Source organism: Aeromicrobium panaciterrae (genome assembly GCF_039537165.1).
Lineage (GTDB): Bacteria > Actinomycetota > Actinomycetes > Propionibacteriales > Nocardioidaceae > Aeromicrobium > Aeromicrobium panaciterrae.
This window is the reverse complement of the sequence record NZ_BAAAZZ010000002.1, coordinates 1,477,339-1,500,677: the sequence shown is the minus strand read 5'-3', so window position 1 is coordinate 1,500,677 and position 23,339 is coordinate 1,477,339. Positions and strand designations below refer to the sequence as shown.

General features: G+C 65.7%; 24 protein-coding genes and 1 tRNA gene. 8 read left to right on the top strand and 17 right to left on the bottom strand.

The genetic code is table 11. The annotated features are described in order from the left end of the window. Positions 1-35: 35 nt before the first annotated feature. Complete coding sequence (locus ABD683_RS08225) at positions 36-3,524, bottom strand: DUF4020 domain-containing protein (RefSeq protein WP_344768936.1); 3,489 nt, start codon at positions 3,522-3,524, stop codon at positions 36-38. Between the two features lie 325 nt (positions 3,525-3,849). Beyond that, positions 3,850-3,936 (bottom strand) — tRNA-Ser (locus ABD683_RS08220). Positions 3,937-4,010: 74 nt separating this feature from the next. Here ABD683_RS08220 and ABD683_RS08215 point away from each other — a divergent pair. Next, a complete protein-coding gene (locus ABD683_RS08215; RefSeq protein ID WP_344768934.1) occupies positions 4,011-4,637 on the top strand; it encodes a nucleoside/nucleotide kinase family protein in 627 nt (208 codons plus the stop codon). On the opposite strand, the gene ABD683_RS08210 is transcribed toward ABD683_RS08215, so the two are convergent. The 6 genes from ABD683_RS08210 to ABD683_RS08185 all read right to left on the bottom strand — a co-directional run bounded on the left by ABD683_RS08210 (position 4,634) and on the right by ABD683_RS08185 (position 9,313). Next, positions 4,634-5,239: a CE1759 family FMN reductase gene (locus ABD683_RS08210; RefSeq protein WP_344768932.1), complete on the bottom strand. Its 606-nt coding sequence runs from the start codon at positions 5,237-5,239 to the stop codon at positions 4,634-4,636. The genes ABD683_RS08215 and ABD683_RS08210 overlap by 4 nt on opposite strands. Next, the gene (locus tag ABD683_RS08205; RefSeq protein WP_344771584.1) at positions 5,236-6,357 is read right to left on the bottom strand and encodes a CE1758 family FMN-dependent luciferase-like monooxygenase; all 1,122 of its coding nucleotides are present in this window, start codon (positions 6,355-6,357) and stop codon (positions 5,236-5,238) included. Before ABD683_RS08205 ends, ABD683_RS08210 begins: the two co-directional genes overlap by 4 nt. Positions 6,358-6,430: 73 nt before the next feature. Then, positions 6,431-7,255: a class I SAM-dependent methyltransferase gene (locus ABD683_RS08200; protein WP_344768930.1), complete on the bottom strand. Its 825-nt coding sequence runs from the start codon at positions 7,253-7,255 to the stop codon at positions 6,431-6,433. 65 nt (positions 7,256-7,320) lie between these two features. Further along, on the bottom strand, positions 7,321-8,397 hold the full coding sequence (locus tag ABD683_RS08195; protein WP_344768928.1) for a GNAT family N-acetyltransferase: 1,077 nt from the start codon (positions 8,395-8,397) through the stop codon (positions 7,321-7,323). Continuing rightward, positions 8,394-8,831 carry a tRNA adenosine(34) deaminase TadA gene (tadA, locus tag ABD683_RS08190; RefSeq protein WP_344771583.1) on the bottom strand — a complete coding sequence of 146 codons (438 nt, stop codon included), beginning with the start codon at positions 8,829-8,831 and terminating at the stop codon, positions 8,394-8,396. Before tadA ends, ABD683_RS08195 begins: the two co-directional genes overlap by 4 nt. 14 nt (positions 8,832-8,845) lie before the next feature. Then, complete coding sequence (locus ABD683_RS08185; protein ID WP_344768926.1) at positions 8,846-9,313, bottom strand: tRNA adenosine deaminase-associated protein; 468 nt, start codon at positions 9,311-9,313, stop codon at positions 8,846-8,848. A gap of 92 nt (positions 9,314-9,405) precedes the next feature. On the opposite strand from ABD683_RS08185, the gene upp reads away from it, so the two are divergent. Further along, positions 9,406-10,047 carry a uracil phosphoribosyltransferase gene (gene upp, locus ABD683_RS08180; protein WP_344768924.1) on the top strand — a complete coding sequence of 214 codons (642 nt, stop codon included), beginning with the start codon at positions 9,406-9,408 and terminating at the stop codon, positions 10,045-10,047. Positions 10,048-10,153: 106 nt separating this feature from the next. On the opposite strand, the gene ABD683_RS08175 is transcribed toward upp, so the two are convergent. The 3 genes from ABD683_RS08175 to ABD683_RS08165 all read right to left on the bottom strand — a co-directional run bounded on the left by ABD683_RS08175 (position 10,154) and on the right by ABD683_RS08165 (position 13,268). After that, positions 10,154-10,285 (bottom strand): hypothetical protein, encoded by a 132-nt coding sequence (locus tag ABD683_RS08175; protein WP_344768922.1) that lies wholly within the window; start codon positions 10,283-10,285, stop codon positions 10,154-10,156. Positions 10,286-10,352: 67 nt separating this feature from the next. Next, positions 10,353-11,738: a Re/Si-specific NAD(P)(+) transhydrogenase subunit beta gene (gene pntB, locus ABD683_RS08170; protein ID WP_344768920.1), complete on the bottom strand. Its 1,386-nt coding sequence runs from the start codon at positions 11,736-11,738 to the stop codon at positions 10,353-10,355. Between the two features lie 9 nt (positions 11,739-11,747). Further along, positions 11,748-13,268, bottom strand: coding sequence for a Re/Si-specific NAD(P)(+) transhydrogenase subunit alpha (locus ABD683_RS08165; RefSeq protein WP_344768918.1), 1,521 nt, complete (start codon positions 13,266-13,268; stop codon positions 11,748-11,750). A 223-nt stretch (positions 13,269-13,491) separates the two neighbouring features. On the opposite strand from ABD683_RS08165, the gene ABD683_RS08160 reads away from it, so the two are divergent. After that, the gene (locus tag ABD683_RS08160; protein WP_344768917.1) at positions 13,492-14,394 is read left to right on the top strand and encodes a helix-turn-helix transcriptional regulator; all 903 of its coding nucleotides are present in this window, start codon (positions 13,492-13,494) and stop codon (positions 14,392-14,394) included. Between the two features lie 74 nt (positions 14,395-14,468). Here ABD683_RS08160 and ABD683_RS08155 read toward each other — a convergent pair whose 3' ends face one another. Beyond that, positions 14,469-16,673 (bottom strand): M4 family metallopeptidase, encoded by a 2,205-nt coding sequence (locus ABD683_RS08155; protein ID WP_344768915.1) that lies wholly within the window; start codon positions 16,671-16,673, stop codon positions 14,469-14,471. A gap of 208 nt (positions 16,674-16,881) precedes the next feature. On the opposite strand from ABD683_RS08155, the gene ABD683_RS08150 reads away from it, so the two are divergent. Then, entirely contained in the window at positions 16,882-17,763 is an 882-nt protein-coding gene (locus ABD683_RS08150; protein ID WP_344768913.1) for an SDR family oxidoreductase, read from the top strand. A gap of 155 nt (positions 17,764-17,918) precedes the next feature. On the opposite strand, the gene ABD683_RS08145 is transcribed toward ABD683_RS08150, so the two are convergent. Beyond that, the gene (locus tag ABD683_RS08145; RefSeq protein ID WP_344768911.1) at positions 17,919-18,563 is read right to left on the bottom strand and encodes an ACT domain-containing protein; all 645 of its coding nucleotides are present in this window, start codon (positions 18,561-18,563) and stop codon (positions 17,919-17,921) included. Between the two features lie 56 nt (positions 18,564-18,619). Here ABD683_RS08145 and ABD683_RS08140 point away from each other — a divergent pair, with 56 nt between their 5' ends. Further along, positions 18,620-18,955, top strand: a complete 336-nt coding sequence (locus ABD683_RS08140) for a DUF3817 domain-containing protein (protein ID WP_344768909.1) — start codon at positions 18,620-18,622, stop codon at positions 18,953-18,955. Here ABD683_RS08140 and ABD683_RS08135 read toward each other — a convergent pair. The 3 genes from ABD683_RS08135 to ABD683_RS08125 are packed head-to-tail and all read right to left on the bottom strand — an operon-like array spanning position 18,925 to position 20,313. After that, positions 18,925-19,554, bottom strand: a complete 630-nt coding sequence (locus ABD683_RS08135; RefSeq protein WP_344768907.1) for a Pr6Pr family membrane protein — start codon at positions 19,552-19,554, stop codon at positions 18,925-18,927. The genes ABD683_RS08140 and ABD683_RS08135 overlap by 31 nt on opposite strands. A 25-nt stretch (positions 19,555-19,579) precedes the next feature. Then, positions 19,580-20,182 (bottom strand): LURP-one-related family protein, encoded by a 603-nt coding sequence (locus tag ABD683_RS08130; RefSeq protein WP_344768906.1) that lies wholly within the window; start codon positions 20,180-20,182, stop codon positions 19,580-19,582. Beyond that, positions 20,179-20,313, bottom strand: a complete 135-nt coding sequence (locus tag ABD683_RS08125; protein ID WP_344768905.1) for a hypothetical protein — start codon at positions 20,311-20,313, stop codon at positions 20,179-20,181. The genes ABD683_RS08130 and ABD683_RS08125 overlap by 4 nt, the downstream gene beginning before the upstream one ends. Before the next feature lie 54 nt (positions 20,314-20,367). On the opposite strand from ABD683_RS08125, the gene ABD683_RS08120 reads away from it, so the two are divergent. Both ABD683_RS08120 and ku read left to right on the top strand, forming a co-directional pair. After that, on the top strand, positions 20,368-21,084 hold the full coding sequence (locus ABD683_RS08120; RefSeq protein WP_344768903.1) for a CatB-related O-acetyltransferase: 717 nt from the start codon (positions 20,368-20,370) through the stop codon (positions 21,082-21,084). A 44-nt stretch (positions 21,085-21,128) separates the two neighbouring features. After that, positions 21,129-21,992: a non-homologous end joining protein Ku gene (gene ku / locus ABD683_RS08115; protein ID WP_344768901.1), complete on the top strand. Its 864-nt coding sequence runs from the start codon at positions 21,129-21,131 to the stop codon at positions 21,990-21,992. On the opposite strand, the gene ABD683_RS08110 is transcribed toward ku, so the two are convergent. After that, on the bottom strand, positions 21,989-22,696 hold the full coding sequence (locus ABD683_RS08110) for a GAF and ANTAR domain-containing protein (RefSeq protein ID WP_344768899.1): 708 nt from the start codon (positions 22,694-22,696) through the stop codon (positions 21,989-21,991). The genes ku and ABD683_RS08110 overlap by 4 nt on opposite strands. A 153-nt stretch (positions 22,697-22,849) precedes the next feature. Here ABD683_RS08110 and ABD683_RS08105 point away from each other — a divergent pair, with 153 nt between their 5' ends. After that, positions 22,850-23,338 carry a hypothetical protein gene (locus tag ABD683_RS08105; protein ID WP_344768897.1) on the top strand — a complete coding sequence of 163 codons (489 nt, stop codon included), beginning with the start codon at positions 22,850-22,852 and terminating at the stop codon, positions 23,336-23,338. Position 23,339 lies beyond the last annotated feature (1 nt).

Sequence of the window (23,339 nt, the reverse complement as noted above, 5' to 3'; positions counted from 1 at the left end):
TCCGCATCTCCTCGATCAAATCGTTCTGCTCAGCCCTACCACTCCGCTGCATCAGTAACTCCGAGTCGCAAAGCCTCGTCAATCAACTTGGAGAGGTCCGGCACAGGGTTGGCTTCGCGGAGTTGCTCCATGATCGGCTTGAGATAGTGCCCGAGGACCCAGCTCGGACCAGTGGTGCCGGCAAGTAGGTGCGCTATGGCGACTGACCAGTTGGCCGCATCTGGCCTGAGATCGAGCTCGTGGATGCGGTGCAGGAATCCATCGTGCTGAGGTAGGCCGGCTGGCGTCTGGGTCAGGAGCGCGACCGCTTCTGCACGCACCATGGGGAGGCCAATCAGCCAGCGTGCCATTGCTGATGCTTCGGCGATGGCGAGTGGCAGAGGTGTCGACCGAACACGACCCGACCAGTAGGTGTTGATCCAACGCCCCCATTGCACGGCCGCCTCGCTGGCATCTAGCTCTTCTAAAAGGCGCCCAACTTGGCCGGCCCAAGACACTCGCAGGTCCTCAGGTGCGGCGACAACGAAGCGCGGAAGCCATTCCAGGGGATCGGCACCAGCATGAAGGGCGATGGATGCAAGCTGGATGCTGAGCTCGCGTGAAGGGCCCGACTTTAACGCGTCTATGTGGCCGCACGTGTCTATGAATGCTTCGAGGAGACCAGCGGCAAGCAGCCCATCGTTTGGGTGGCCCCAGGTCAGAAATCCTTGCCACGCTCCGCGAGCGCGTTCTTCGTCGCCGTCCCAACTGAAGAGTGGTAACAGGCGGGCTACGGCCCATTCTCGATCGGCCCCGAAGTAGAAGTGCAGTTGCGATGCGAGGAAGGTGCCAGCGAGCAGCCCGTTTCGGTCGTCGGCGATAACCATGCGATCGAGTTCGCTTGTCAGGGTGTCTGTCAGCCCCGTCCACGCCTCGCCTGCCTGCGTCCACTCCCACTGAACGACCTTGGTCCAGAACTGAGCAAGATCTCCGGCCGGATGATTGATGGCTTCCACTAGGAGGTCGTCGCCACCGAGGATCGTCCCAGTCGCATACGTCGTGGGCCACAAGTGTCGTGCAAGTTTTCTGGCCCGCGGATAGCGGTGCCATGGTGTCGGACTGGTTTGAGTGCCGCCGTCGGAGAGCATCTCGGCGGCGGCGCGTCGAATCTCATCGCGGTCCCAGCTCTCAATTGCAGTGAGCACAGCATCCACCATGCCCTCGTCGAGGTCCGCGGTTTTCCAACCGTGAATGATCGCGTTCCGAAGCTCCCCATCGTCAGGGTGCAAGACACTCGCGATCGTCAGACCGTCACCGGGGTAGGCCGACACGCAGGCCTGCATTGAGCGCAAAGCGCCGGTCCAAGTTGGGCCGGACAACTGGAGCGATTCAGACCGGAAGTCGCGGATGGATTCGGTAGCGGTATTCGCGTCCTGAGCGATTTGTACATGCAACTCTTCGGGCGAGTACGGCAGCACATCTTCAACAAAGCCTGAGGTCATGTAGGCGCCTAGATCTGGATGCTCCCTAGTGCCGAACTGCGGATGAGCGGCCTGTGAATCCTCAAACGCCTTGGAAGCGGTAGAACTCTCGGGCACCGACTTGGCGAGCCACGCGAGAAGGTTGTAAGAGCGATAGGGCGAGATGTCATCGTCGCCATCAGTCGGGGGGCCAATCTGGGCGGCGTCGACGAATTCCTGCACGATCTCATCGCTTGCCGCCGGGAGGGCGTCCTGCAGGAGGAGGTAGACCTCATGCTGAAGTGAGACTTCCCAAAGCCAGGCTCGAGCCTGAAGCCATCGCAGCTTCTCTTCGGCGGTTCGATCGATTCTGACCCGCCAAGCGTGAACCGCCAGACGTCGAAAAAGAGCTTGGGGGCGATCCGCCCACGCGTCGATGTAGCGATCCGCGAGCCGTTCGTCATGTGCAAGCGCATGCTCGACGCAATCGCGTGCGGCGTCAACCAGAACATCGATCGGCTCTCTGAAGGAGTCCTGTTCGTGCGGCTCAATGGCCGACCGTCGAAAGGTCACCGGGTCGAAATCGGAGCCGAGGCTTTCGAGCACGCGATAGACCCGGGCGATCTGTTCATCCACCGACGCCACGATCGGAGCGACGTGCTCGTCGAGCGCGGGCAAGAACACATTCGACCATGCTTCAGACAGCCAGTGCTCATCCCCAGGCATCTCCACCGCAAAGCGAGCGACGTCGTCGGCCGTGAAGCTGATGGCCGACTTGAGAACAGCGCGCGTGCGATCCTCAAGCAGTGTGAGCGCGAGGCCAATGTTGTCGTTCCAGTTGGCTCCGGCGAGGAGCATGTCGAGCAGGTCGTCCTGCGCCCCGGGCGCGTTCTCAAGTGCGAGCAGGAGCCACGGCGACAACCACGCCGCCATCTCGCCGTCAAATTGGAAGAGGCTATGCGCGACGATCGACCGCGTGTCCGGTGGCCACGGTTTGTCCCGCATCGCGCGAAGTGCCACCGCCGACGTGGACTCGTCATGCATGTAATGATCGGCGACCCACCACATGAGAGTCCGAGCCGGCTCACTCGCCGCACGCTCGCGATCGAAAAGCGCCTGAAAGGCCGGCCGGTCCGCGACCCATGTAAACCAGTCCGTACCTCGTGCCTTTTCCACGAAGTATCGAATCCGCTCCCTGTGCTCAAGAGCATCTTCTAGGTATGAGACTTCTTCGGGGATCGCCGGAGGGCCCGCAGTTACCAAATCAGAAACCAGCGCACGATGTTGCGTCTGGCCCATGGACGTCAGTTCCGCCCACCGCGCCAAGAACATCGACAGGGCATCGTGGTTGCCTTCGATCACGCCGTAGGGAACTGGCGTGAGACCATACTGTCGCCAAATCGGGTCATCCCCGTCGCTCGTGCACACGAACCTCGTGCCAGATGGGCCGAGCGACCGTGCCAGATACTGCACGACGACGTCGCCATGGCTGTATCCGATGAATAGTACGGTGAAGGCGGAGAACATCCGCTCCAGAAAGCGGGCAGCCCAAGCATCGAGCAGGTACGCCCGACCGAAGTCATTGTCAGTCACCACCAAGTGGCGTGGCTCCTGCTGGAGAGAACCGTGAAGATGGACGATCCCGTGGAAATCGTCGCCCACCGGAAGCGCTGGTGCTTCGTACACCGGCAGAGACAGACCCGCTGCCAACGCAGCTGTGGTCAGATGGACGTCGTAGTTGGTTGTGACGATGCGCGGTGAGGGGTGCACGCTCGCCAATCGCACGATCGCGTCGTGTAGGGCATTGGGCTCGGAGCCGGATCGATCGATCGCGTTGGCTACAAGACGATGGACGTCGATCCCAAGATCGTCAGCCAAGCTACCCAGATACACGTCCGGGCGCCGTAGATCATTTTCATTAGGAGGTTTGCCGACCAACGCTCCAATGTCTTGAATGAGCGTCTTGAAGTCGGGAAGTCCGGCTGGTTCATCACGGGAGGCGCCCGCCCCTACGAAGATCACCAACTGGCCCGCGCGCGCTGCGTCGATCAGTTCTTGAGGCACTTCAACATCGCGGATCCACACGCTGGCAGTATCGCTGGTCGTTCCGACTGTTTCGTGTCGAAAAGGCGATTCGTGCGTGCGCCCCCCTCCTCAGCAACATCAATCAGGGGCAGTACGCACCAGCGTCTTTGTCGGCGACAGGACGCAACCCAAATGGTCGGCTCCACGAGTCGGTTGAGGGCTGCGTCAAGTTTTGATCGAGGCCTCTCCAGATCACGTTTAGGCCGCAGGAATTTGTTGGATCCTCAAAAAAGTGTGCCCAAAATGTGCCCAAAACCGACATTGTGAGAAAGTGAAAACCCCCGACCTCGCTGTAATCCAGCGAAAATCGGGGGTCTTCATCGTGCGGTGGCGGTGGGATTTGAACCCACGGTGGGCGTGAACCCACACAACATTTCGAGTGTTGCACCTTCGGCCGCTCGGACACGCCACCGCGGAGTACCTTACCGGACCGACCACGGCCGGCCGAACTCACGTCAGGTCGCCCGAGCAGGGCAGGATACGACCGTGGACACGACGCACATCGATGACCTCATAGGACGCGCGCGGGCGCTAGTACGTCCGGGCGAGCGAGCCATCCTCGGCATCACCGGAGCACCCGGCGCGGGCAAGACCACGCTCGCGGAGGCCCTCGTGCAACGCCTCCGCGGTGAGGGCATCGGCGTCGCGCACGTACCGATGGACGGCTACCACCTCGCCGACGTCACGCTCGCAGAGCACGGAACGCTCGGTGCGAAAGGCGCGATCGAGACGTTCGATCGCGACGGCTACCTCGCGCTGCTCCGTCGGCTGAAGGCCGAGCTCAAGCACGATGTCTATGCACCCGGCTTCGAGCGCACGATCGAGCAGCCGATCGCCGGAGCGATCACCACCCGGCCCGACGACGTCCTGGTCGTGACCGAGGGCAACTACCTGCTCGACGAGTCATGGAGCGACGTCCGCGATGCGCTGGATGAGGTGTGGTTCCTCGAGCTGGCAGACGACATCCGCCTGGAACGACTCGTGCGACGGCACATCGAGTTCGGCAAGACCGAGCCGGAGGCTCGGGAATGGGTCGACCGCGTCGATGAACCCAACGCCCGACGCATCATCGCCCGGAGAGACGTCGCGGACCTGGTGGTCAGCGGGCTCTAGTCTGTCGGCGGGTTCGAGATCGACAGGAACGTGTCGCTGAACAGGTCGATGTCGTCCGACGGGCCGCGGCCCGTGCCGTTGCCCTTGAGCAGGCTGATCAGCTCGGCGACGGCGCGGTCGATGCGGTCGACGAGCGCGTTCGTACCTTCCGAGCCCCAGTCGTACGGCGAGGCGAAGACGGCCATCGGGACGGCCATCGCCTGCATGTAGGCGAACAGCGGCCGCATCGCGAAGTCGATAGCCAGCGAGTGGCGTGCGGTGCCACCGGTCGCAGCCAGTACGACCGGCTTGCCGGTGAGCACGTCGGTGTCGAGGACATCGAAGAACGACTTGAACAGGCCCGGGTAGGACGCCTTGAAGATCGGCGTGACCGCGATCAGCCCATCGGCTGCGACGACCTGGTCGATCACGGACTGCAGCCGCGGCGGCGCGAAGCCGGTCAGCGTTGCATCCGTGATCTCGTGCGCCAGCTCGCGCAACGAGACGACCGAGACGGTCGCGTCGCCGTCCTGCTTGCGTACCGACTCGGCGAACCGGTCTGCAAGCAGCCGAGTCGTCGACGGGTCGCTGAGACCAGCCGTGACGATGACGATCGACGTCATACCGTCGCCCCTTCGACAGGCTCAGGGGACGAGGGGGACGACTCGGCGGCGATCTTGGCGGCGACGCGAGCGGCGTGGGTCGGGGCGTCCGGTACGTTCGCCGGCCGACGCGCATCGAACTCCGCCCGCAGCTGCGGCAGCACCTCACCGAGCTCGTCGAGCTGCTCGAGCACGATCTTGAGCGGCAGACCCGCATGGTCGACGAGGAACAGCTGGCGCTGGTAGTCACCGAAGTAGTCGGCGAACGCCAACGTCTTCTCGACGAACTCCTGCGGACTGCCCACCGTCAGCGGCGTCTGCTCCGAGAAGTCCTCGAGCGAGGGGCCGTGACCGTACACGGGAGCGTTGTCAAAGTACGGACGAAACTCCTTGACCGCGTCCTGGCTGTTCTTGCGGATGAAGAACTGACCGCCGAGCCCGACGATCGCCTGCTCCGGCTCACCGTGACCGTAGTGCGCGTAGCGCTGACGGTAGAAGTTGATCAGCCGGATGTAGTGCTCCTTGGGCCAGAAGATGTTGTTGGCGAAGTAGCCGTCGCCATAGAACGCGGCGAGCTCGGCGACCTCGGGCGTACGGATCGAGCCGTGCCACACGAACGGCGCGACACCATCGAGAGGGCGCGGCGTGGCCGTGAAGCCCTGCAGCGGCGTACGGAACTCACCCTGCCAGGTCACGACGTCCTCGTCCCAGAGCCGACGCAGCAGCTGGTAGTGCTCGATCGTCAGCTCGATCGCCTTCGACCCGTCGTAGCCGAACCACGGATAGACCGGCGCCGTGTTGCCGCGGCCCAGCATGAGGTCCATGCGGCCGTCGGCGAGGTGCTGCAGCGTGGCGTAGTCCTCGGCGATCTTGACCGGGTCGTTGGTCGTGATGAGCGTCGTCGAGGTCGAGAGGATCAGCTTCTCGGTCTGCGCGGCGATGTATGCCAACGTCGTCGTGGGAGACGACGGCACGAACGGCGGGTTGTGGTGCTCACCGGTGGCGAACACGTCGAGGCCGATCTCCTCGGCCTTCTTGGCGATCGTGATGGTGTTCTTGATGCGCTCGTGCTCGGTCACCACGGTGCCGTTGGTGGGGTCGGGCGTGACGTCACCGACCGTGAACAGTCCGAACTGCATGCTGGTCATCGATTCTCCTGATTAGATCTTGTGGAATCTTCAACTAGTTTCCCACACGCAGTATTCCCTTGCACTACGCCCTGCGGGCCAGCAGGATGCGGCGAGACACCACCACGGTCCCGTCAGGCCGCTTGCCATTGCTCGCGAGCTGCTCAAGAGCCACGAGGTCACTTCGGTCGAGATACCCCTCTAGCTGCTTGATCGCACGCCGCGTCGACGAGGTGACGTAGCGGCGCTGAGCCTCGTCGAGCGGAGGTTCGTGGGTGATCACTGACACGTGGTCACCCACCACGTCGAGCCCGACATCTCGCACCATGTCAGACAGCTCCCCCGACGGGGTGTTGCCGTGCCAGTGCTGCGACTGCACCGCAAAGTATCGCTCGTATGCGGCCTCGACACGATCGCCAAGCTCCTCGTCGCCGGGCGGCAGCAGACGGCGCTGGTCGCCGAACTCCACGATTGCCACCACGCCGTGATCACTCAACGAGGCTGCGATCTCGCGGATCGCCGCGCGCTCGTCACTGACGTGATGCAACGACATCGACGCCCACACGAGATCGATGTCATCCAACCCATCAAGACCTCCCGGGAGCTCCGCAACCCGGGCGCTGACCCGTGCGCCCACCCCGGCGCGATCCGCCCGCTCGATCACCGCATCGACCATCGACTCCGAGGCGTCGATGGCGACCACCTCGGCCCCGGGCAGCAGCCTGGCCAGCTCGACCGTGGCAACACCGGGGCCAGATCCGATGTCGAGCACCCGTCGTACCGGATGGTCGAGCATGCCGACCACCTCCGCGACGAAGTCCAGGGCGATCTCGCCATCTGCAACGACCCGGGCAACCTCGTCAGGCCCGACGAATGCCTCGTCGTGCCCTGGGCTGTGATGATGTGGCATGTGCGCTCCTGACCTGGATGACTCGCCGATCGTGTCAGTTCATGTCGACCTGAAGTCAAATCCGGTCAGACGCGCTTCTGCCACTCACCCTCGGCGCCGATCGGCACGAACCCCATCTCGACGTTGACGCGCAGCATCGGCTCGTTGTCCTCCTTGTTGAAGGTCGTGACGAGCGGGGTGTCCGGTGCGTGCGCCAGCATGAACTGCGCATTCGCCCCCTTGAGCAGCATCCCCAGCCGGTGGCCGCGGTGCGCGCGCAGCACGAGGGTGTCCTCCTGCACGGCTGGCTTGTCAGCGCCATCGAGCCGCCCGAGCTCGGTGTGCCCGGCAAGCGTTCGCGACGGGACGTGCTCGACCGCGGAGGTGTAGATCGTCCGCCCGGTGCCCTCCTGGCGATCGTCGTGCTCACGTACGCGATCGGCATCCCACACGTCGGCCACCGTCGCCAGGCCGCCCGACGGCTCGTCGGTGCTCATCGCCGTCGCCAGCGCTGCCTTCTGCTCGAGCCACTCCTCGGGCGTACGACCGATCCAGCTGACGACGCGATAGTCGTCACCGGCCCGGGCGGCAGCCGCACGACGGAGCTCCTCGAGCGACGCCGCAGCAGTCGTCAGGTCGAGACTGCTGATGCGCGCGATCATCTCGAGCGTGTAGCCGTGGTGCAGCAGGAACTGCGCGCCCGGATCGTCGGCCGGTATGTCGCCGAACCCCGTGGACGAGACGATGCGCTCGCCATCCGGCGACGACGTGTGGATCGCCGACGACTGGAGCACCGGCCGGCCCAGATCGGCTGCGAGGCCCTCCATCAGTGCGAACAGCTGCGAGCCGATGCCCCGACGGCGATGTGACGGCAGGACATCCGCACCGATCGACACCGACGGCGCACCCTCGGCCGTCAGCCAGCCCATGATCCCGCGCGCGACCATGCGGCCGCCCTCGCGCACCACGAAGTGCCGCCGATGGCGCTGCGGATTGGGCACGAAGTGGGGCAGCAGCGACTCCGGGGTCGGCGACAGCGCGTCGGTGCCCACGGTCTCGGACTCGACCAGGTTGCGCACCGCCATCAGCTCGCGGAAGTCGTCGCCGTGCGGTCCGTCCAAGTTGTCAGGGAGGATGAGCTCCTCGATGACGACGTCATTCATACAGTTCTGTGCCCCTCGAAGAATTGTCTGAGCAGTGTCGCGGACTCGTCAGCGAGCACACCACTGACCACCTCAGGCCGGTGGTTGAGGCGACGGTCGCGTACGACGTCCCACAACGACCCTACGGCCCCCGCCTTCTCGTCGAACGCGCCGAACACCAGCCGCTCGATGCGCGAGGCGACGATCGCGCCGGCGCACATGGTGCACGGCTCGAGCGTGACGACCAGCGTGCAGCGCTCCAGCCTCCACTCGCCGGTGGCCGCGGCGGCTTCACGGATCGCGACGATCTCGGCGTGTCCCGTCGGATCGGCGTCACGCTCACGGGTGTTGCGCCCGCGACCGATCACGGACCCGTCAGCGTCGAGGACGATCGCACCCACGGGTACGTCATCGGAGTCAGCCGCCGTGACCGCGAGGTCCAGCGCCTGCCGCATCTCGGCTTCGAACATCAACCGATGATGGCATCCAGCTCGTCGCCGAAGCCGAGCCGGTCGGCGACGTCGCGCAGGATGTCCTCGGGAAACAGGTCGTCGTCGTCGCACAGCGCGCTGAGCTCGACCGCCGTCATGCCGAGATCGGTGATGATGTCGAGGTCGCCCCCGGGCAACGGCTCGTCGGGATCCTCGGGGTCGGGCAGGTCGAGCAGGTCGGCGACACCGCTGGCCAGCGGCCAGTCGGTCACGGCGGTGATGTCGGAGAGCAACGCACGTACCCGCTCACCGGTACGCCGCAGGATCACGAAGAAGTCGTCGTTCATCGACACCAGTCCGAGCACGCCGACGTCGGACGGGAAACGGGCGAGCGCCTCGCTCAGGTCCTCGACGTCCTCGCCGATCCTGGGGTTGAGCTCGACGACCTGCCACTCACCCTCGTCGCGGTAGGCGGCCACTGCGAAGTCGACATCGTCCTCAGCCATGGCGCACCTCCTTGGGCACATCACGGGACCGCCCAACGGCGGCCTCTCTGTGATGGTGACAGACCCGCGCCCCATGTCGCTACTCTCGTCGCATGCAGGTACACGTCGCCGATCACCCGCTCATCTCGCACAAGCTCACCAAGCTGCGCGACGAACGTACGGACTCGCCGACGTTCCGGCGCCTCGCCGACGAGCTCGTCACGCTGCTCGCGTACGAGGCCACCCGCGACGTACGGGTGTCACCCGTCGACGTCAAGACTCCCGTGGCGGTCGCCAAGGGAGTGCAGCTGACCGACCCGCGACCTCTCGTCGTACCAATCCTCCGCGCCGGCCTCGGCATGCTCGAGGGCATGCAGCGGCTCCTGCCGACGGCCGAGGTCGGGTTCCTCGGCATGGTCCGCAACGAGGAGACGCTCGAGGCCGTCACGTACGCCGAACGCCTCCCCGAGGACCTGACGGGCCGCCAGTGCTACGTGCTCGACCCGATGCTCGCGACCGGAGGCTCGCTGGCCACCGCGATCGACTTCCTGGTCAAGCGCGGCGCCAACCACATCACCGCGATCACCCTGCTGGCCGCTCCCGAGGGCGTCGCCCGCATGGAGAAGGAGCTCGAGGGCATCGACATACCGGTCAACCTCGTGACCGCAGGTCTCGACGAGAAGCTCAACGAGCTCGGCTACATCGTCCCCGGACTCGGAGACGCAGGAGACCGCCTGTACGGCGTCGTCGACTGAGGCCCGGCGAGTTGACTCGGTAACGCGAGCACCTCGGCGTACGACGCCTCGGTCGCTCGTTCCTCGCTCGCGCTCCTCGCGGAGCTCGTCGCTGGCGAGCGAAGGGTCAGCCCAGGACGTCGGTGTTGAAGATTCCGTACAGGATGCCGACCACCACGATGGCCAGCACCAAGAAGATCAGCGCCTTGTTGCCGGCGTTCTCATCGTCATCGGGGCGGTCGTACTCGGGCTTGTCCACAACACTTCTCCAATGGATCGGTTCGGTACGTCCGTACTAACGATGCGGCATGCCCTCACGTCACGTCTCAGAGCGCGCGGATGATCTCCTCGACCTTGTCCTTGGCGTCGCCGAACAGCATCTGGCTGTTGTCGCGGAAGAACAGCGGGTTCTGCACGCCGGCATAGCCCGTCGCCATCGACCGCTTGAACACCACGACGTCCGTGGCTTCCCACACGTGCAGCACCGGCATGCCCGCGATGGGGCTGCCCGGGTCCTCGGCGGCGGCGGGGTTGACGGTGTCGTTGGCGCCGATGACCAGCACGACGGAGGTGCTGGAGAAGTCGTCGTTGATCTCGTCCATCTCGAGCACGATGTCGTACGGCACCTTGGCCTCGGCGAGCAGCACGTTCATGTGGCCCGGCAGGCGACCCGCGACCGGGTGGATGCCGAAGCGCACCTCGACACCACGTTCACGCAGTCGCTTGACCAGGTCGGCGACGGGATACTGCGCCTGCGCCACCGCCATGCCGTAGCCCGGGGTGATGATGACCGACGACGCGTTCTTGAGCAGCTCGGCGGTGTCCTCGGCGCTGATCTCCCGGTGCTCGCCGTAGTCGGTGTCGTCGTCGCCCGACGCCTCGATGCCGAAGCCGCCCGCGATGACCGAGATGAACGAGCGGTTCATCGCCTGGCACATGATGTAGGAGAGGTAGGCACCCGACGAGCCGACCAGCGCACCCGTGACGATCAGCGCGTCGTTGTTGAGCAGGAAGCCCGACGCCGCCGCGGCCCAGCCGGAGTAGGAGTTGAGCATCGACACGACGACCGGCATGTCGCCACCGCCGATCGAGGCGACGAGGTGCCAGCCGAGCAGCAGCGCCACCACTGTGACAGCGATGAGCAGGCCGAGGTTGGGCGTGATGACGAACCAGACCGTGAGGCCGAAGAACGCGGCCAGTGCGCCGAGGTTGATGACGTTCTTGCCCGGCAGCACCAGCGGCGCAGACGAGATGCGCGCCGACAGCTTGAGGTTGGCGACGATCGATCCGGTGAAGGTCACGGCACCGATGAAGACGCCGATGAAGACCTCGGCGTTGTGGATGTCCTCCAGCGAACCCGTCAGGTGGTTGTCCTCGAGATAGCCGTTCCAGCCCACCAGCACGGCGGCAAGACCGACGAACGAGTGCAGCAGCGCGATGAGCTCGGGCATGCCGGTCATCTCGACGACGCGGGCGCGCCAGAGCCCGATGGCGCCACCGATCGCGACGGCGACGAGCAACAGGATGATCGCGGTCGAGTCGCCGATGTCGGCGACCACGACGAAGGTCGCCACCAGGGCGATCGCCATACCGGCGATGCCATAGACAACACCCTGGCGGGACGTCTCGTGCTTCGACAGCCCCGCGAGGCTGAAGATGAACAGCAGTGCCGCGACGATGTACGCAGCTGTGGCGATGCTCTGGGAATCCATGGTCAGCCCCTACTTCGAGAACATGCTGAGCATGCGTCGGGTCACGGCGAATCCACCGAAGACGTTGATGCTGGCGAGCAGGATCGCCACGAACGAGAGCGTACGGATGGCGGTGTCGTCATCGGCGATCTGGAGCATGGCGCCGACGACGATGATGCCGGAGATCGCGTTGGTCACCGACATCAGCGGCGTGTGCAGTGCATGGTGCACCTTGCCGATCACGTAGTAGCCGACCACGATCGCCAGCGTCAGCACCGTGAAGTGCTGCGGCAGCGGATCGGGCGCGTAGGCGTTGACCAGGAACAGCGCGAGGATGCCGATGCCGATCAGCGTGAGCTTGCGGGCGGCCGACATGGGCTCCTTGGCGGGAGCCGGCTCGGCCTTCTCCTTGACCGCTGCGACCGGCGCGGCAGAGACCGTGATCTCCGGCGGCGGCCACGTCTTTTCGCCGTCGCGTACGACGGTGATGCCGCGCTGGACGACGTCATCGAAGTCGAGGACGAGCTGTCCGTCCTTGCCGGGCGTGAGCAGCTTCATCAGGTTGACGAGGTTGGTGCCGTACAGCTGCGAGGCCTGCGTCGGCAACCGGCCAGGCAGGTCGGTGTAGCCGAGGATCGTCACGCCGTTGGCGGTGACGACCGCCTCGCCGGCGACCGTGCCCTCGACGTTGCCGCCCTGCGCCGCCGCCATGTCGACGATGACGCTGCCGGGCTTCATGCTCGCCACGTCGGCAGCCGTCAGCAGTCGCGGTGCCGGGCGTCCCGGGATCAGCGCCGTCGTCACGATGATGTCGACGTCGGCGGCCTGCTCCGAGTAGATCTCGGCGGCGCGCTTGTCGTACGCCTCGGACGTGGCCTTGGCGTAGCCGTCGGTGCTCTGTTCGGTCTCGACGTCGACGGGGAGGTACTCGCCACCGATCGACGCGACCTGGTCGGCGACCTCGGCGCGCGGGTCGGTTGCTCGGACGATCGCGCCCAGGCTCGATGCCGTACCGATCGCGGCGAGACCCGCGACACCGACACCCGCGACCAGCACCTTGGCCGGCGGGACCTTGCCGGCGGCGGTGATCTGGCCCGTGAAGAAGCGTCCGAACACGTTGGCGGCCTCGACGACGGCACGGTAGCCGGCGATGTTGGCCATCGAGCTCAGCACGTCGAGAGACTGTGCGCGCGAGATGCGCGGCACGGCATCCATCGCCAGCACCGTGATCGGTCGGGTCGCGAGCTCGTCGACCAGCTCGGGCTTGAGCGCGGGACTGATCAGGCTGACCAGCGTGGCACCGTCTGCGAGCTTGGCGATCTCGTCGCTGGACGGCGCATTGACCTTGAACACGATCTCGCTGCCCCACGCGTCACCGATCGTCGCGCCGGCCTCGGCATACGCCTCATCGGTGAACGAAGCCTTCTCGCCCGCACCGGACTCCACGACGACGTCATAGCCCAGCCCGATCAGCTTGCCGACGGTCTCGGGGGTCGCAGCCACCCGGGTCTCACCTGAGGCCGACTCAGCGACCACTCCCACGACACTCATTCGCCAGAACCTATCGGTCACCGGTCACCGCGACCACCCCATGAGATGCGCGTCTCATTCCTTGAGTACGGACCGTGGACCGTGACTCCGGGCGAGTCTCCTTCCGGTCGCGCCTCACTAGCAGGCGGTGTACAACGACAAGGTGGAACTCGCCTCAACACCACTCCTCTCGCCGACCACTGAGTCGCTCTATCGCGCCGCCGTCGCACACGGGAGAATCAGCTTGGAGGATCTGGCTGACCGCGCCGGCATCGACAGTGCCTCGGCGGCTCAGGAGGTCACCATCCTGGCGGGCATTGGTCTGCTCCATACGAGCGATGGGGAGATAGAAGCCGTCGCCCCGCGCATGCCGCTGGAGAACCTGGCAGCCGAACACGCCAAGGCCGCCGACACCGCTCGCCAGGTCGCCTCCCGGTTCGCCGACATATGGAGGGATGCCAGTGACCGTTCCTCCTTCGTCGAGGTCATCACCGGAGACGCACGGTGCACCACGGTTGAGCGGGAATTGGTCGACAGCGCCTCATCAAGACTCGACGGCCTGTGCATCGGGCCCGTGTCGCCGCGCCGGGTGCTGCCCGGGACGAAGATCCCGCCGGCGCAGGTCCTGCCAGGCCTTTTCGAAGCCATGGAGCGCGGCGTCAGCTCTCGCGGCATCTACGGTGTCACCGTCCTCGAGGACTCCGTCGCACTGACGGCGGTTCATCAGTGCATTGCGGCCGGTGCGCTCGCCCGAGTCGTGGCGAATGTGCCGGTCAACCTCCTGCTCTATGACGACAACCGCGCCATGTTCTCCGTACCGGGTCAGGGCGGGGACCGACGTGCACTCGTCGTGATCCACGAGTCTGGCCTGCTCGACTCGCTGATCGGGCTCTTCGAGGTCTTCTGGGAGATGGGCGTACCCCTGTCGGCCGAATCGCAGATCGTCGACGCGCTCGAAGGACCGGGCTCGGAAGATCAACAGCTGCTGTCCTACCTAGCGGCCGGCCTCACCGATGAGGCGATCGCCCGTGACCTCGGCGTGAGCCCGCGGACACTCGGTCGTCGAATCGCTCGGCTGGAAGAAGTGCTCGGTGTACGCAGCCGGTTCCAGCTCGCCGTGCAGGCCAGCCGTCGCGGCTGGATCTGACAGGCGGCACCGACCCGAAAACAGTGGCACCCCCGGCGACGGAGGTGCCACTGTTGTTCGTTCTTCTCAGGTGCTCATTCCGAGACTGACGCGGTGAAGGCGCCGGATCCGGAGTCGGACTTCACGACGAGGCGGTAGCTGCCCGACGTGTTGTTGTAGGTGAACGCCTCGTCCGGGTTGGGGCTGGTGCCCTGTGCCACCGTCAACCAGTAGGAGCCTGCGTACTGCTTCTGCAGGTAGACGTCGAAGTCGGCGCCGGTCGGACCGTCGAGGCAGACCTTGAGCTGGCCCGCATCGGTGTCGCTGAAGGCAGCGAACGTCTTGCTGCCCTTCGCGTTGAGAGTGCCGGTGTAGTCCAGGTCGCCATCGCACGTACTGCCGCCGCCGGAGGTCGAGACAACCCACGAGAACGACACGTTCGCAGTCTTTGCGGCGGCATCCTTCACCGTCGCCGTCACAGTGGACGTCGCCGCGGAGGTCGGCGTGCCCGAGATGAGACCCGTCGAGGTGTTGAGCGTCAGACCGGCGGGGAGACCGGTGGCCGTCCACGTGTACGGCGCGGTGCCGCCGGTGGCTGCGAGCTGGAGCGTGTCAGCGGTGCCGACGGTGCTCGTCTGTGCGCCCGGGTTGGTGACGGTGGGCGTTCCCGGATCAGGGTTGCCCGTACCGCACGTCTCCGACGTCGCCGCGACGGCAATGGCGGTGAACGCCTTCTCGACCGCGAGGCACTCGGCCGAGCCCTGGCCGTAGAGATCCTTGGCGGACTTGATCGCACCCGTGCGCGCGTTGGAGTACTTGCTCGACGACGTGAGGTAGGTCGCCAGCGTGCGATACCAGATCTTCTCGGCCTTGGTGTGGCCGATGCCGGTCACGGCTGCCGCGCCGCCACAGGTGGGTGAGTCGTAGCTGACGCCATTGATCGTCTTGGCGCCCGAGCCCTCCGAGAGCATGAAGTACCAGTGGTTGAGGGGCCCCGACGAGTAGTGCGGGTTCAGGTTGCCGAGCGTCGAGGACCAGCAGTCCTTCGACAACCCATCCTTGCTCGGCTTGTCCATGTAACGCAGCGGCGAACCGTTTCCATTGATGTCGATCTCTTCGCCGATGAAGTAGTCAGACACGTCGTTCGGGTTGTTGACGTAGAACTCGACCGCCGTACCGAAGATGTCGGAGTTCGCCTCGTTGAGGCCCCCGGCCTCTCCGGAGTAGATGAGACCTGCTGTGTTCTCGGTGACGCCGTGGCTCATCTCGTGGGCAGCGACATCGATCTCGGTGAGCGGGGCCGCGTTGCTCACGCCGTCGCCGTACGACATCTGCGTGCCGTCCCAGAACGCATTGGACATCTCATCGGCGAAGTGCACGCGTGAGCGGGCGCCGCGGCCGTCGTTCCAGATTCCATTGCGGCCGAGCTGGGTCTTGTAGTAGTCGAACGTCTTCTGCGCACCGTAGAGCGCATCCACGGCGGCAGACGCGCGGTCGGACTGGACGCCGTTGCCCCACTTGTCGTCCGCATCGGTGAAGATGTCGCCGTCGGGGCCCACGCCGGTGTCGGGATTGCCCAGGTTGTGCACATCGGTGGCGGTGTTGCCCAGCGCGTCTCTCATCTCGAAGCCGCCGCCGGACTTGGCCGTGGTGTTGATCGGGACGTTGCCGACGAAGATGCCGTCGCCGGTGCCGGTCTTGACCTCGTCGTCCGACGCGATCACCGCACCGGTCTGGGCGTCGACGTAGGTGTGCAGACGGGTCGGGACCTTGTCGGCGCGGATCCCGGTGGTCAGCACGTCGTACGCGAGCCTGGGGCCCTTGGCGGTCACGTAGACAACCAATTCACCCTCGACGGCCTTCTCGGCCTTGGCCGCCTTCGACTCGGCGAGGCCCTTGGCCTGGGCCGCCTTCTCGGTGATCTTGGGGGTCAGCGTCGCCGGGGTGATGTCCTTGCGACCGAGGTTGTAGGTCACCTCGTCCACGGCGCCCTTCGCGTCCTTGTGGGCAATCAGGTCGCCGCCGATGACACGCAGACCGTTGAGGGTGCGGTCGTAGCGCACATGCGTCGTGCCGTCGGCGTCCTCGATCACCGACTTCACCTTCAACTTCTCACCTGCAGCGAGGCCGAAGGCAGAAGCGCTGTCCGCGGCTTTGGCCTGCTCTGCAGCAGCGAGCGACTTCGACTCAGGTGCGACGGGGTGCGACCCATCACCTCCAGCGGCGAGCGCCGGCGACACCGCCAGCGCAAGACTGAGCAGGCAGCCGGTGGCGGCCAGCGGGAACTTGATTCGATTCACGGGAATCTCCTTCTGACGTGGCCGGCGGGGGTGTGCCGACCATGTGACGCCGGGCGCCTCCGACAGAATCCCGGAGCGACCAGCAATTGGGTGCCCTGAGTTTGTGCCCGGCCGCTCACCGAGGGAAGGTTTTGACGTGGCGGAGACCGGCACCGCCGATTTCGGTCACGGAATGGCCTATTTCAGATACCGACGGTATGTTGAATCCATGACCCAGACATTCAGCGGCAAGGTCGCGCTCATCACCGGAGCAGCTCGTGGCATCGGCGCCGGCGTCGCCCGTGGGTTCGTCGCCCAGGGCGGCAAGGTCGCCCTCCTCGGCCTCGAACCCGAGCTCCTCGCCGAGCTGTCCGACGAGCTGGGCGACTCCGCAGCCTGGTGGGAAGCCGACGTACGCGACGGCCAGGCGATGCACGTCGCGGTCGACGCCGCCGCAAAGCACTTCGGCCAGATCGACTTCGTGCTCGCCAACGCCGGCATCGCGTCGTACGGCACGGTGCGCCAGATCGACGACGGCGCCTTCGAGCGCGTCGTCGACATCAACATCAACGGCGTGTTCCGCACCCTGAAGTACGCGACGCCCCACCTCGAGAAGACCGACGGATACGCCCTCGTCGTCGCCTCGCAGGCATCGTTCGCCGCACTGGCGGGACTGGCGTCCTACAACGCCAGCAAGGCCGGCGCCGAGATGCTGGCCCTCGCGTACAAGCAGGAGGTCGCGCACCTCGGCATCGGCGTGGGCGTCTGCCACCCGTCGTGGGTCGACACCGACATCGTCCGCGTGGCCGAGGCCGACCTGCCGTCGTTCAAGGCCGTCCGCAAGAAGCTCCCGTGGCCCGCGAACTCGACCACGACGATCGAGGACTGCATCGACCTGATCCTCAACGGCTTCGCCAAGCGCAAGAGCCGGGTGTACGTGAAGAAGTCGGTGCTGGTGTCCAACTGGATCAAGCCGCTGCAGAACTCACCCGCTGTCTGGCCGATCGTCCGCAAGCTTGCCGCCGCAAACGTGCCGCAGATGGAGAAAGAGGTCGACGCCCTCGGCCGTTTCCACCACGCCCACACCCCCGTGACGAAGCCCGCGGAGTAGCCGCGGTCTCGTCCCCTAGCCCCGAGGTACGAGGGGCGCGAGCGGAGCGAAGGGGCGTACGCCGAGATGCTTCTGCGAGCACTCGACCTCACCACGCTTCGGCCTTCGGCCTCGCGTTCGGCCGCGGGCGGCCTCACTAGCGAGCGGGTGAGTCTCTAGACCGTCTGGACTGAGGCGGCCAGGGAGGCCATGTGGCCGAGGCGGGCGACCTCGGAAGCGAGGAACTCCGGTCCGCCGTGGCGGCCGACCACCACGACGAGCTTCTGGTCCTTGCGGTCCTTGGCGGGACACGCAGCCAACACGGTGGAGTCCCACGCGGGGATCTCCGGCAGCACCTTGGCCGTGCGGATCGCCAGCCACGACTCGGCCTCCGGCACCAGCTTGGGTGCCGTCGGCGACTTCGACATCACCGTGACCACGCCCTCGACCTTGTGCAGCGCCATCGCCCAGTCCGTACGGAACGTCGACGGGATGACGTCGACCAGCTCCTTGATCGCATGCTCGGGCTCGGCGGTGAACCGTTCGACTGCCTCGAGATCCATGCTGAGGTTGGCCCCGGCGTTGTAGCGCGAGATCCAGTGGACGTTGACGCCCTCGAGCTTGTGGCACGCCGTGATCAGCGCATCCGGCATCAGCCGTGGTGGCAGCTCGAGCAGGACGTCATCGACGACGCGCCCGCTCGCCTGGCGCTCGACGATCTCGATCGCCTCGATGTCGGCGCCCGCACCACCGAGCGCGGTGGCGAGTGCGCCGAGCGATCCGGGGACGTCCGGGAGCTCCACTCGCAGCAGGAATGCCATGGCCACATTGTCCCCGCCTCATATTGCCGTCTGGTTACACGGGTACCGTGGCCGCCGTGAACACCCGCACCGCATTCCGCACCGTCGCCGTCGCCGAAGCCATCTCCTGGGCACTCCTGATGTCCGCCATGTTCTGCAAGTACGTCACCGAGTCCGAGCCGTTCGGCCTCCGTGAGGGCGGCGTACCGGTCGCCGGCATGACCCACGGGGTCGTCTTCCTCGCGTACGTCGGCATGTGCCTCGTCGCTCGTCGATCATTCGGCTGGAGCCACAAGACGACCCTCGTCGCCCTGGCGGCGAGCATCCCGCCGTTCTTCACGTACGTGTTCGAGGTCGTCGCCGACCGCAAGGGCCTGCTGGCTCAGGCCGACGCGCCCGTGTCGTCACGCTGACTCAGCCAGACGTAGAACGCCGAGAGCGCCAGTCCGATCACGAGCACGCCCACGCTGACGACCGCCACCGCGCCGGCGCCGTGCGCGTCGACGTCGAGGAAGTCGTACGGCACCTTCGAGTAGTTGCCGTCCTCGACGAGGTAGCGGGGCGAACCGGCCTCGGCACGGATCAGCGTGTAGGCCAGCCACGCGATGGCCCACGCCAGGAACCACAGCGCGCTCTTGTCGAGCCGGGTGCGCGGCTTGATGAACACGTAGCCGATGACCGCCATCGCCGGGACGACGTAATGGAACCCCTTGTCGGTCCACCAGTCGATGCCGTCGAGCTCGACCGCGCCGGCCAGGATCGTCGAGAAGATGATGCCGGTGATCGTGATGCCGACCAGCCCACCGAGGCGCAGTATGCCGAACGCCGTACCACCGCGATCCGGCCTGATCACGATCAGCCAGCACGCGATCGCCACCAGGATGTTGGACTGGATCGTGAAGTAGCTGAAGAAGTTGACCACGCTGCCGTCACGATCGAGCACCAGGATGAACTGGGTGACCAGGGAGACGGTGGCGATCAGGGCGATGGCGCCGTGCCAGATGCGACTCATGGCCCGAGACTAGTGCTTCGAGGAGTCAGCGCCCCTGAAGCGCATCCAGCGCGACGGCCATCGCGGTGGCGACTCTCCAGTCGAGCTGCCAACCGTTCTCGAGCCGCGGCACCGTCACCTCATAGCGGTCCTTCAGCGAACGCTGACGCTCCGACGTGAGGATGACCTGTCCATCGGGCGCCGTGAAGTCGAAGTGGAAGCGCAGGAAGACCGGCAGCTCCCCGACCAGATCCAGGACCCGGCGTGCGATCGCGACACCCTGGCTGCGTTCCTGGCCCATCGCCGTCAATCCGTCGGGCGTGGACAGGTGCCAGGTCGAGCGCAACAACGACTTGCCGAAGTCCTTGCGGAACTCACCGATCGGGTTGCCGTCCTTGTCGGTCACGTCGTACGTCGCCGCGAGGTCCATGCGCTGACGGGCCTTGAACCCGAAGATCGGGTCGGTCTTGGCGGCATCGGAGTAGAAGGTCACCTGCTCCTTGAACGCCATCCGCTTCTGCTCGGCGAAGGCGAGCAGCTCACCCTCGGTGCCGTCGGCTGCAAGCGGGCGCAGCTCGTAGCGGTTGACCATCAGCGTGATCCTCTGGCGCAGGGCGAAGCGGGTGCCAACCTCAGCAGATTCAGTCATGCCCCGAGTGTCTCAGCGCAGCGGTCGAGCCACGACATCAGCCCGCGTGCCGTGTTGCCGGGCATGGGCTCCTCCTGCTGCGGCGGGAAGCCCGTCGACAGCTCAGTGGGCATCGAGATGGCGTCAGTCATGGCGAAGACATGCCCACATCACCGTCGAGCTAGACGGCCTCTATCTTGAACACCATGAAGGAGCACGTACGCGGGGCGCAGCACGTCGAGCGCCTCGGCGGGTCGAAGCTCTTCGTCGAGCCTCCCGTGCGGTTCAACGGTCGGACGGCGCTGCGGTCCGACACGTACGTCGGCGCCTACACGAGCTTCGGCCGCGACGGCGAGGTGCAGGACGCCCGCATCGGCCGCTACTGCGAGATCGCACCCGGAGTGCTGCTCGGCGCAACCGGCCACCCGCTCGACTGGCTGAGCGTCAGCTCGTTCCAGTACAAGAAGGCGTCGTGGGGCTGGCACCCGTCCGCCGTCGACAGCGAGGTCGTCGACCCCGAGAAGGGCGGCCGCGCGTCATTCCGCGGCACCACCGCGACGATCGGCAACGACGTGTGGATCGGAGCCAACGTCGTGATCCTCAGCGGTGTCACGATCGGTGACGGCGCCGTGCTGGCGGCGGGATCCGTCGTGACGAGCGACGTACCGCCGTACGCGATCGTCGGTGGCGCACCGGCCAAGGTCATCCGGCAACGCGTGCCTGACGACGTGCGCGACGAGCTGCTCGGGCTGCGGTGGTGGCGCTTCTCCCCCAACCAGCTCAGCGGCATCCCCTTTGACGACCAGCCGGCCGCGATCGCCGAGCTCCGCACCCGCGTCGCGAGCCTCGAGCCGTACGAGCCCGGCTTCGTCGAGATCGTGAAACCACCACCAGCCAAGAAGCGCCGCCGCCTTTTCGGCTGACCTCGCGACTGGCATTCGTCGGTGCCGCAGGGTTCACTTGACCCATGCGATCGATCTGGAAGGGCGCCATCAGCTTCGGGCTGGTCAACGTGCCGATCAAGCTCTACAGCGCCACCGAGAGCCACGACGTCTCCCTGCACCAGGTGCACAACAAGGACGGCGGGCGCATCCGCTACCAACGCCGGTGCGAGGTGTGCGAGAAGGTCGTCGCCTACGAAGACATCGACAAGGCCTACGACGACGGCTCCAAGACGGTCGTCCTGACCGACGACGACTTCAAGTCGCTCCCGGCCGAATACACCCGCGAGATCGAGGTGCTCGAGTTCGTCCCCGACGACCAGATCGACCCGATCCGCTACGACCGCTCCTACTTCCTCGAGCCCGAGGACAAGGCGCTCAAGCCCTATGTGCTCCTCCGCAAGGCGCTCGAGGACTCCGACCGTACGGCGATCGTGACGTTCGCGCTGCGGCAGAAGACCCGGCTGGCGGCCCTCCGCGTACGCGACGGCGTGCTGATCCTGCAGACCATGCTGTGGGACGACGAGGTACGCGAGGCCGACTTCCCGATCCTCGACGAGACCGTCCGCATCAGCGCCAAGGAGCGCGACATGGCCGCACAGCTCGTCGACTCGCTGGCGGCCGACTTCCAGAGCTCTGACTTCAAGGACGACTACCAGGAGCAGCTCCGCACCCTCGTCGAGGCCAAGCTCGAGAAGGGTGACGCGATCGACACCGAGGCGACGTTCGGCGAGAGGCCCGAGGACGACGAGGGCGGCGAGGTCGTCGACCTGATGGAAGCCCTCAAGCGCAGCGTCGAGCGCAAGAAGGAGACCAAGAAGACCGCGGCAAAGAAGACGACCGCCAAGAAGAGCACGACCGCTCGCAAGAAGACCGCGAAGGGTGCCTAACTGATTTCGCCCTTGGGTGCTGAGACGGCGAGGTCGACCTCGTCCGACGTACGGTGCTCCACGACCCACGCGGCCACGTCACGCAGCTTGATGTTGTGGTGCTGTGACAGCCGTCGCAGGAAGTCGAAGGCACGGTTGGCGTCGAGGTCGTAGCGTTCCATCAGGATGCCCTGAGCCTGACCGATGAGCTTGCGGGCGTCGATCGCGACCTGCAGGCCTTCCTCGTTGTGCGCTGACGCGAGCGCCACCGACGCATGTGTCACGAAGATCGAGCCGACCGCGATGTCGTCGTCATCGAAGGCGTCGAGCCTTTCGGAATAGAGGTTGAGCGACCCATAGCGACGAGCGCGCGTCTCGAGGCGGATGCTCAGGACGCTGCGCATCCCGAGCTCGGCCACCGCCGGACCCCAGGCCGGCCATCGCACATCGGTCGCGACATCGTTGGAGAGATAGAGCGGGCCACCCTCGATAGCGTCGAGGCAGGGTCCCTCATCGAAGATGATCTGCAGGTTGTGCGACTCGCCGACCCGGCTCGAGGTCGCCGCGGCAGTCTCGATCTGGTTGCGGCCGTGGACCAGCATGATCCCCGCATCGTCACAGCTCGTCGCGGACATCGCGAACTCGGCGATGCGCTCGATCGTACGTTCGGCGGTGGGCTCGTTGTGCAGCTCCAACGCCATCTCTGAGAAGAATGACGTATCCACGCAATCCACCTCTCTCACGAGCAATTTGGGGACAAGGAAACCATATCCGCAGGTCAGAACCTTAGGCCCGGGTTTGCCTCGTGGATGCAGGGGTATCCCCCCGGTGACCGACTGCTCGCCACAAGCCCGGTGCGAACCGGAAAGGACCGTCGGATGTCTGACCTCCCGAACCCGCTCGCCAGTCCCCTCCGAGGTACCGTCAGCACGACCGTGACGCTCTTCGGAGACAACGACGAGATCGACCGCGCGCTCAGCGCCGAGCTGGGCAGACGCGGCTGCCGGACGCACGCCGTGAGCGTTGACACCGGCTGGCTCACGTCCGCTGCCAACGTCATCTGCCGGCTCGACACGGTGGCGGGCAAGCGAGCCCTCGAAGGGCTCGTCGGCCGCGTTCGTCCGCCGGCGACCGTCATCGCGATGTGCGAGCGTCCGGTCAGCGCGTACGAGTCGCGCCGCATCCACGACATGTGTGAGGAGTGCGGCCGACATCATGACGTCTCGTTGATCTGGCACTCTGCGGTGGATGCCACGGATCGTCCACCCCTCAAGCACCTTGCCGTGTCGGTGGCGGACGAGGTGTCAGAACGCATGGGCGACGTAGCGGAACGTGCGTTCACGTCCCGCTACGTCGACCTCAGCTGAG

What these genes read in the sequence shown, in the direction of transcription:
- ABD683_RS08135 (WP_344768907.1), bottom strand. Translation starts at nt 19,554, where the DNA reads ATGAGTCGCATCTGGCACGGCGCCATCGCCCTGATCGCCACCGTCTCC.
- ABD683_RS08195 (WP_344768928.1), bottom strand. Translation starts at nt 8,397, where the DNA reads ATGAATGACGTCGTCATCGAGGAGCTCATCCTCCCTGACAACTTGGAC.
- ku (WP_344768901.1), top strand. Translation starts at nt 21,129, where the DNA reads ATGCGATCGATCTGGAAGGGCGCCATCAGCTTCGGGCTGGTCAACGTG.
- upp (WP_344768924.1), top strand. Translation starts at nt 9,406, where the DNA reads ATGCAGGTACACGTCGCCGATCACCCGCTCATCTCGCACAAGCTCACC.
- ABD683_RS08120 (WP_344768903.1), top strand. Translation starts at nt 20,368, where the DNA reads ATGAAGGAGCACGTACGCGGGGCGCAGCACGTCGAGCGCCTCGGCGGG.
- ABD683_RS08105 (WP_344768897.1), top strand. Translation starts at nt 22,850, where the DNA reads ATGTCTGACCTCCCGAACCCGCTCGCCAGTCCCCTCCGAGGTACCGTC.
- ABD683_RS08185 (WP_344768926.1), bottom strand. Translation starts at nt 9,313, where the DNA reads ATGGCTGAGGACGATGTCGACTTCGCAGTGGCCGCCTACCGCGACGAG.
- ABD683_RS08205 (WP_344771584.1), bottom strand. Translation starts at nt 6,357, where the DNA reads ATGCAGTTCGGACTGTTCACGGTCGGTGACGTCACGCCCGACCCCACC.
- ABD683_RS08200 (WP_344768930.1), bottom strand. Translation starts at nt 7,255, where the DNA reads ATGCCACATCATCACAGCCCAGGGCACGACGAGGCATTCGTCGGGCCT.
- ABD683_RS08210 (WP_344768932.1), bottom strand. Translation starts at nt 5,239, where the DNA reads ATGACGTCGATCGTCATCGTCACGGCTGGTCTCAGCGACCCGTCGACG.
- ABD683_RS08125 (WP_344768905.1), bottom strand. Translation starts at nt 20,313, where the DNA reads ATGACTGACGCCATCTCGATGCCCACTGAGCTGTCGACGGGCTTCCCG.
- ABD683_RS08145 (WP_344768911.1), bottom strand. Translation starts at nt 18,563, where the DNA reads ATGGCATTCCTGCTGCGAGTGGAGCTCCCGGACGTCCCCGGATCGCTC.
- tadA (WP_344771583.1), bottom strand. Translation starts at nt 8,831, where the DNA reads ATGCGGCAGGCGCTGGACCTCGCGGTCACGGCGGCTGACTCCGATGAC.
- ABD683_RS08165 (WP_344768918.1), bottom strand. Translation starts at nt 13,268, where the DNA reads ATGAGTGTCGTGGGAGTGGTCGCTGAGTCGGCCTCAGGTGAGACCCGG.
- ABD683_RS08130 (WP_344768906.1), bottom strand. Translation starts at nt 20,182, where the DNA reads ATGACTGAATCTGCTGAGGTTGGCACCCGCTTCGCCCTGCGCCAGAGG.
- pntB (WP_344768920.1), bottom strand. Translation starts at nt 11,738, where the DNA reads ATGGATTCCCAGAGCATCGCCACAGCTGCGTACATCGTCGCGGCACTG.
- ABD683_RS08150 (WP_344768913.1), top strand. Translation starts at nt 16,882, where the DNA reads ATGACCCAGACATTCAGCGGCAAGGTCGCGCTCATCACCGGAGCAGCT.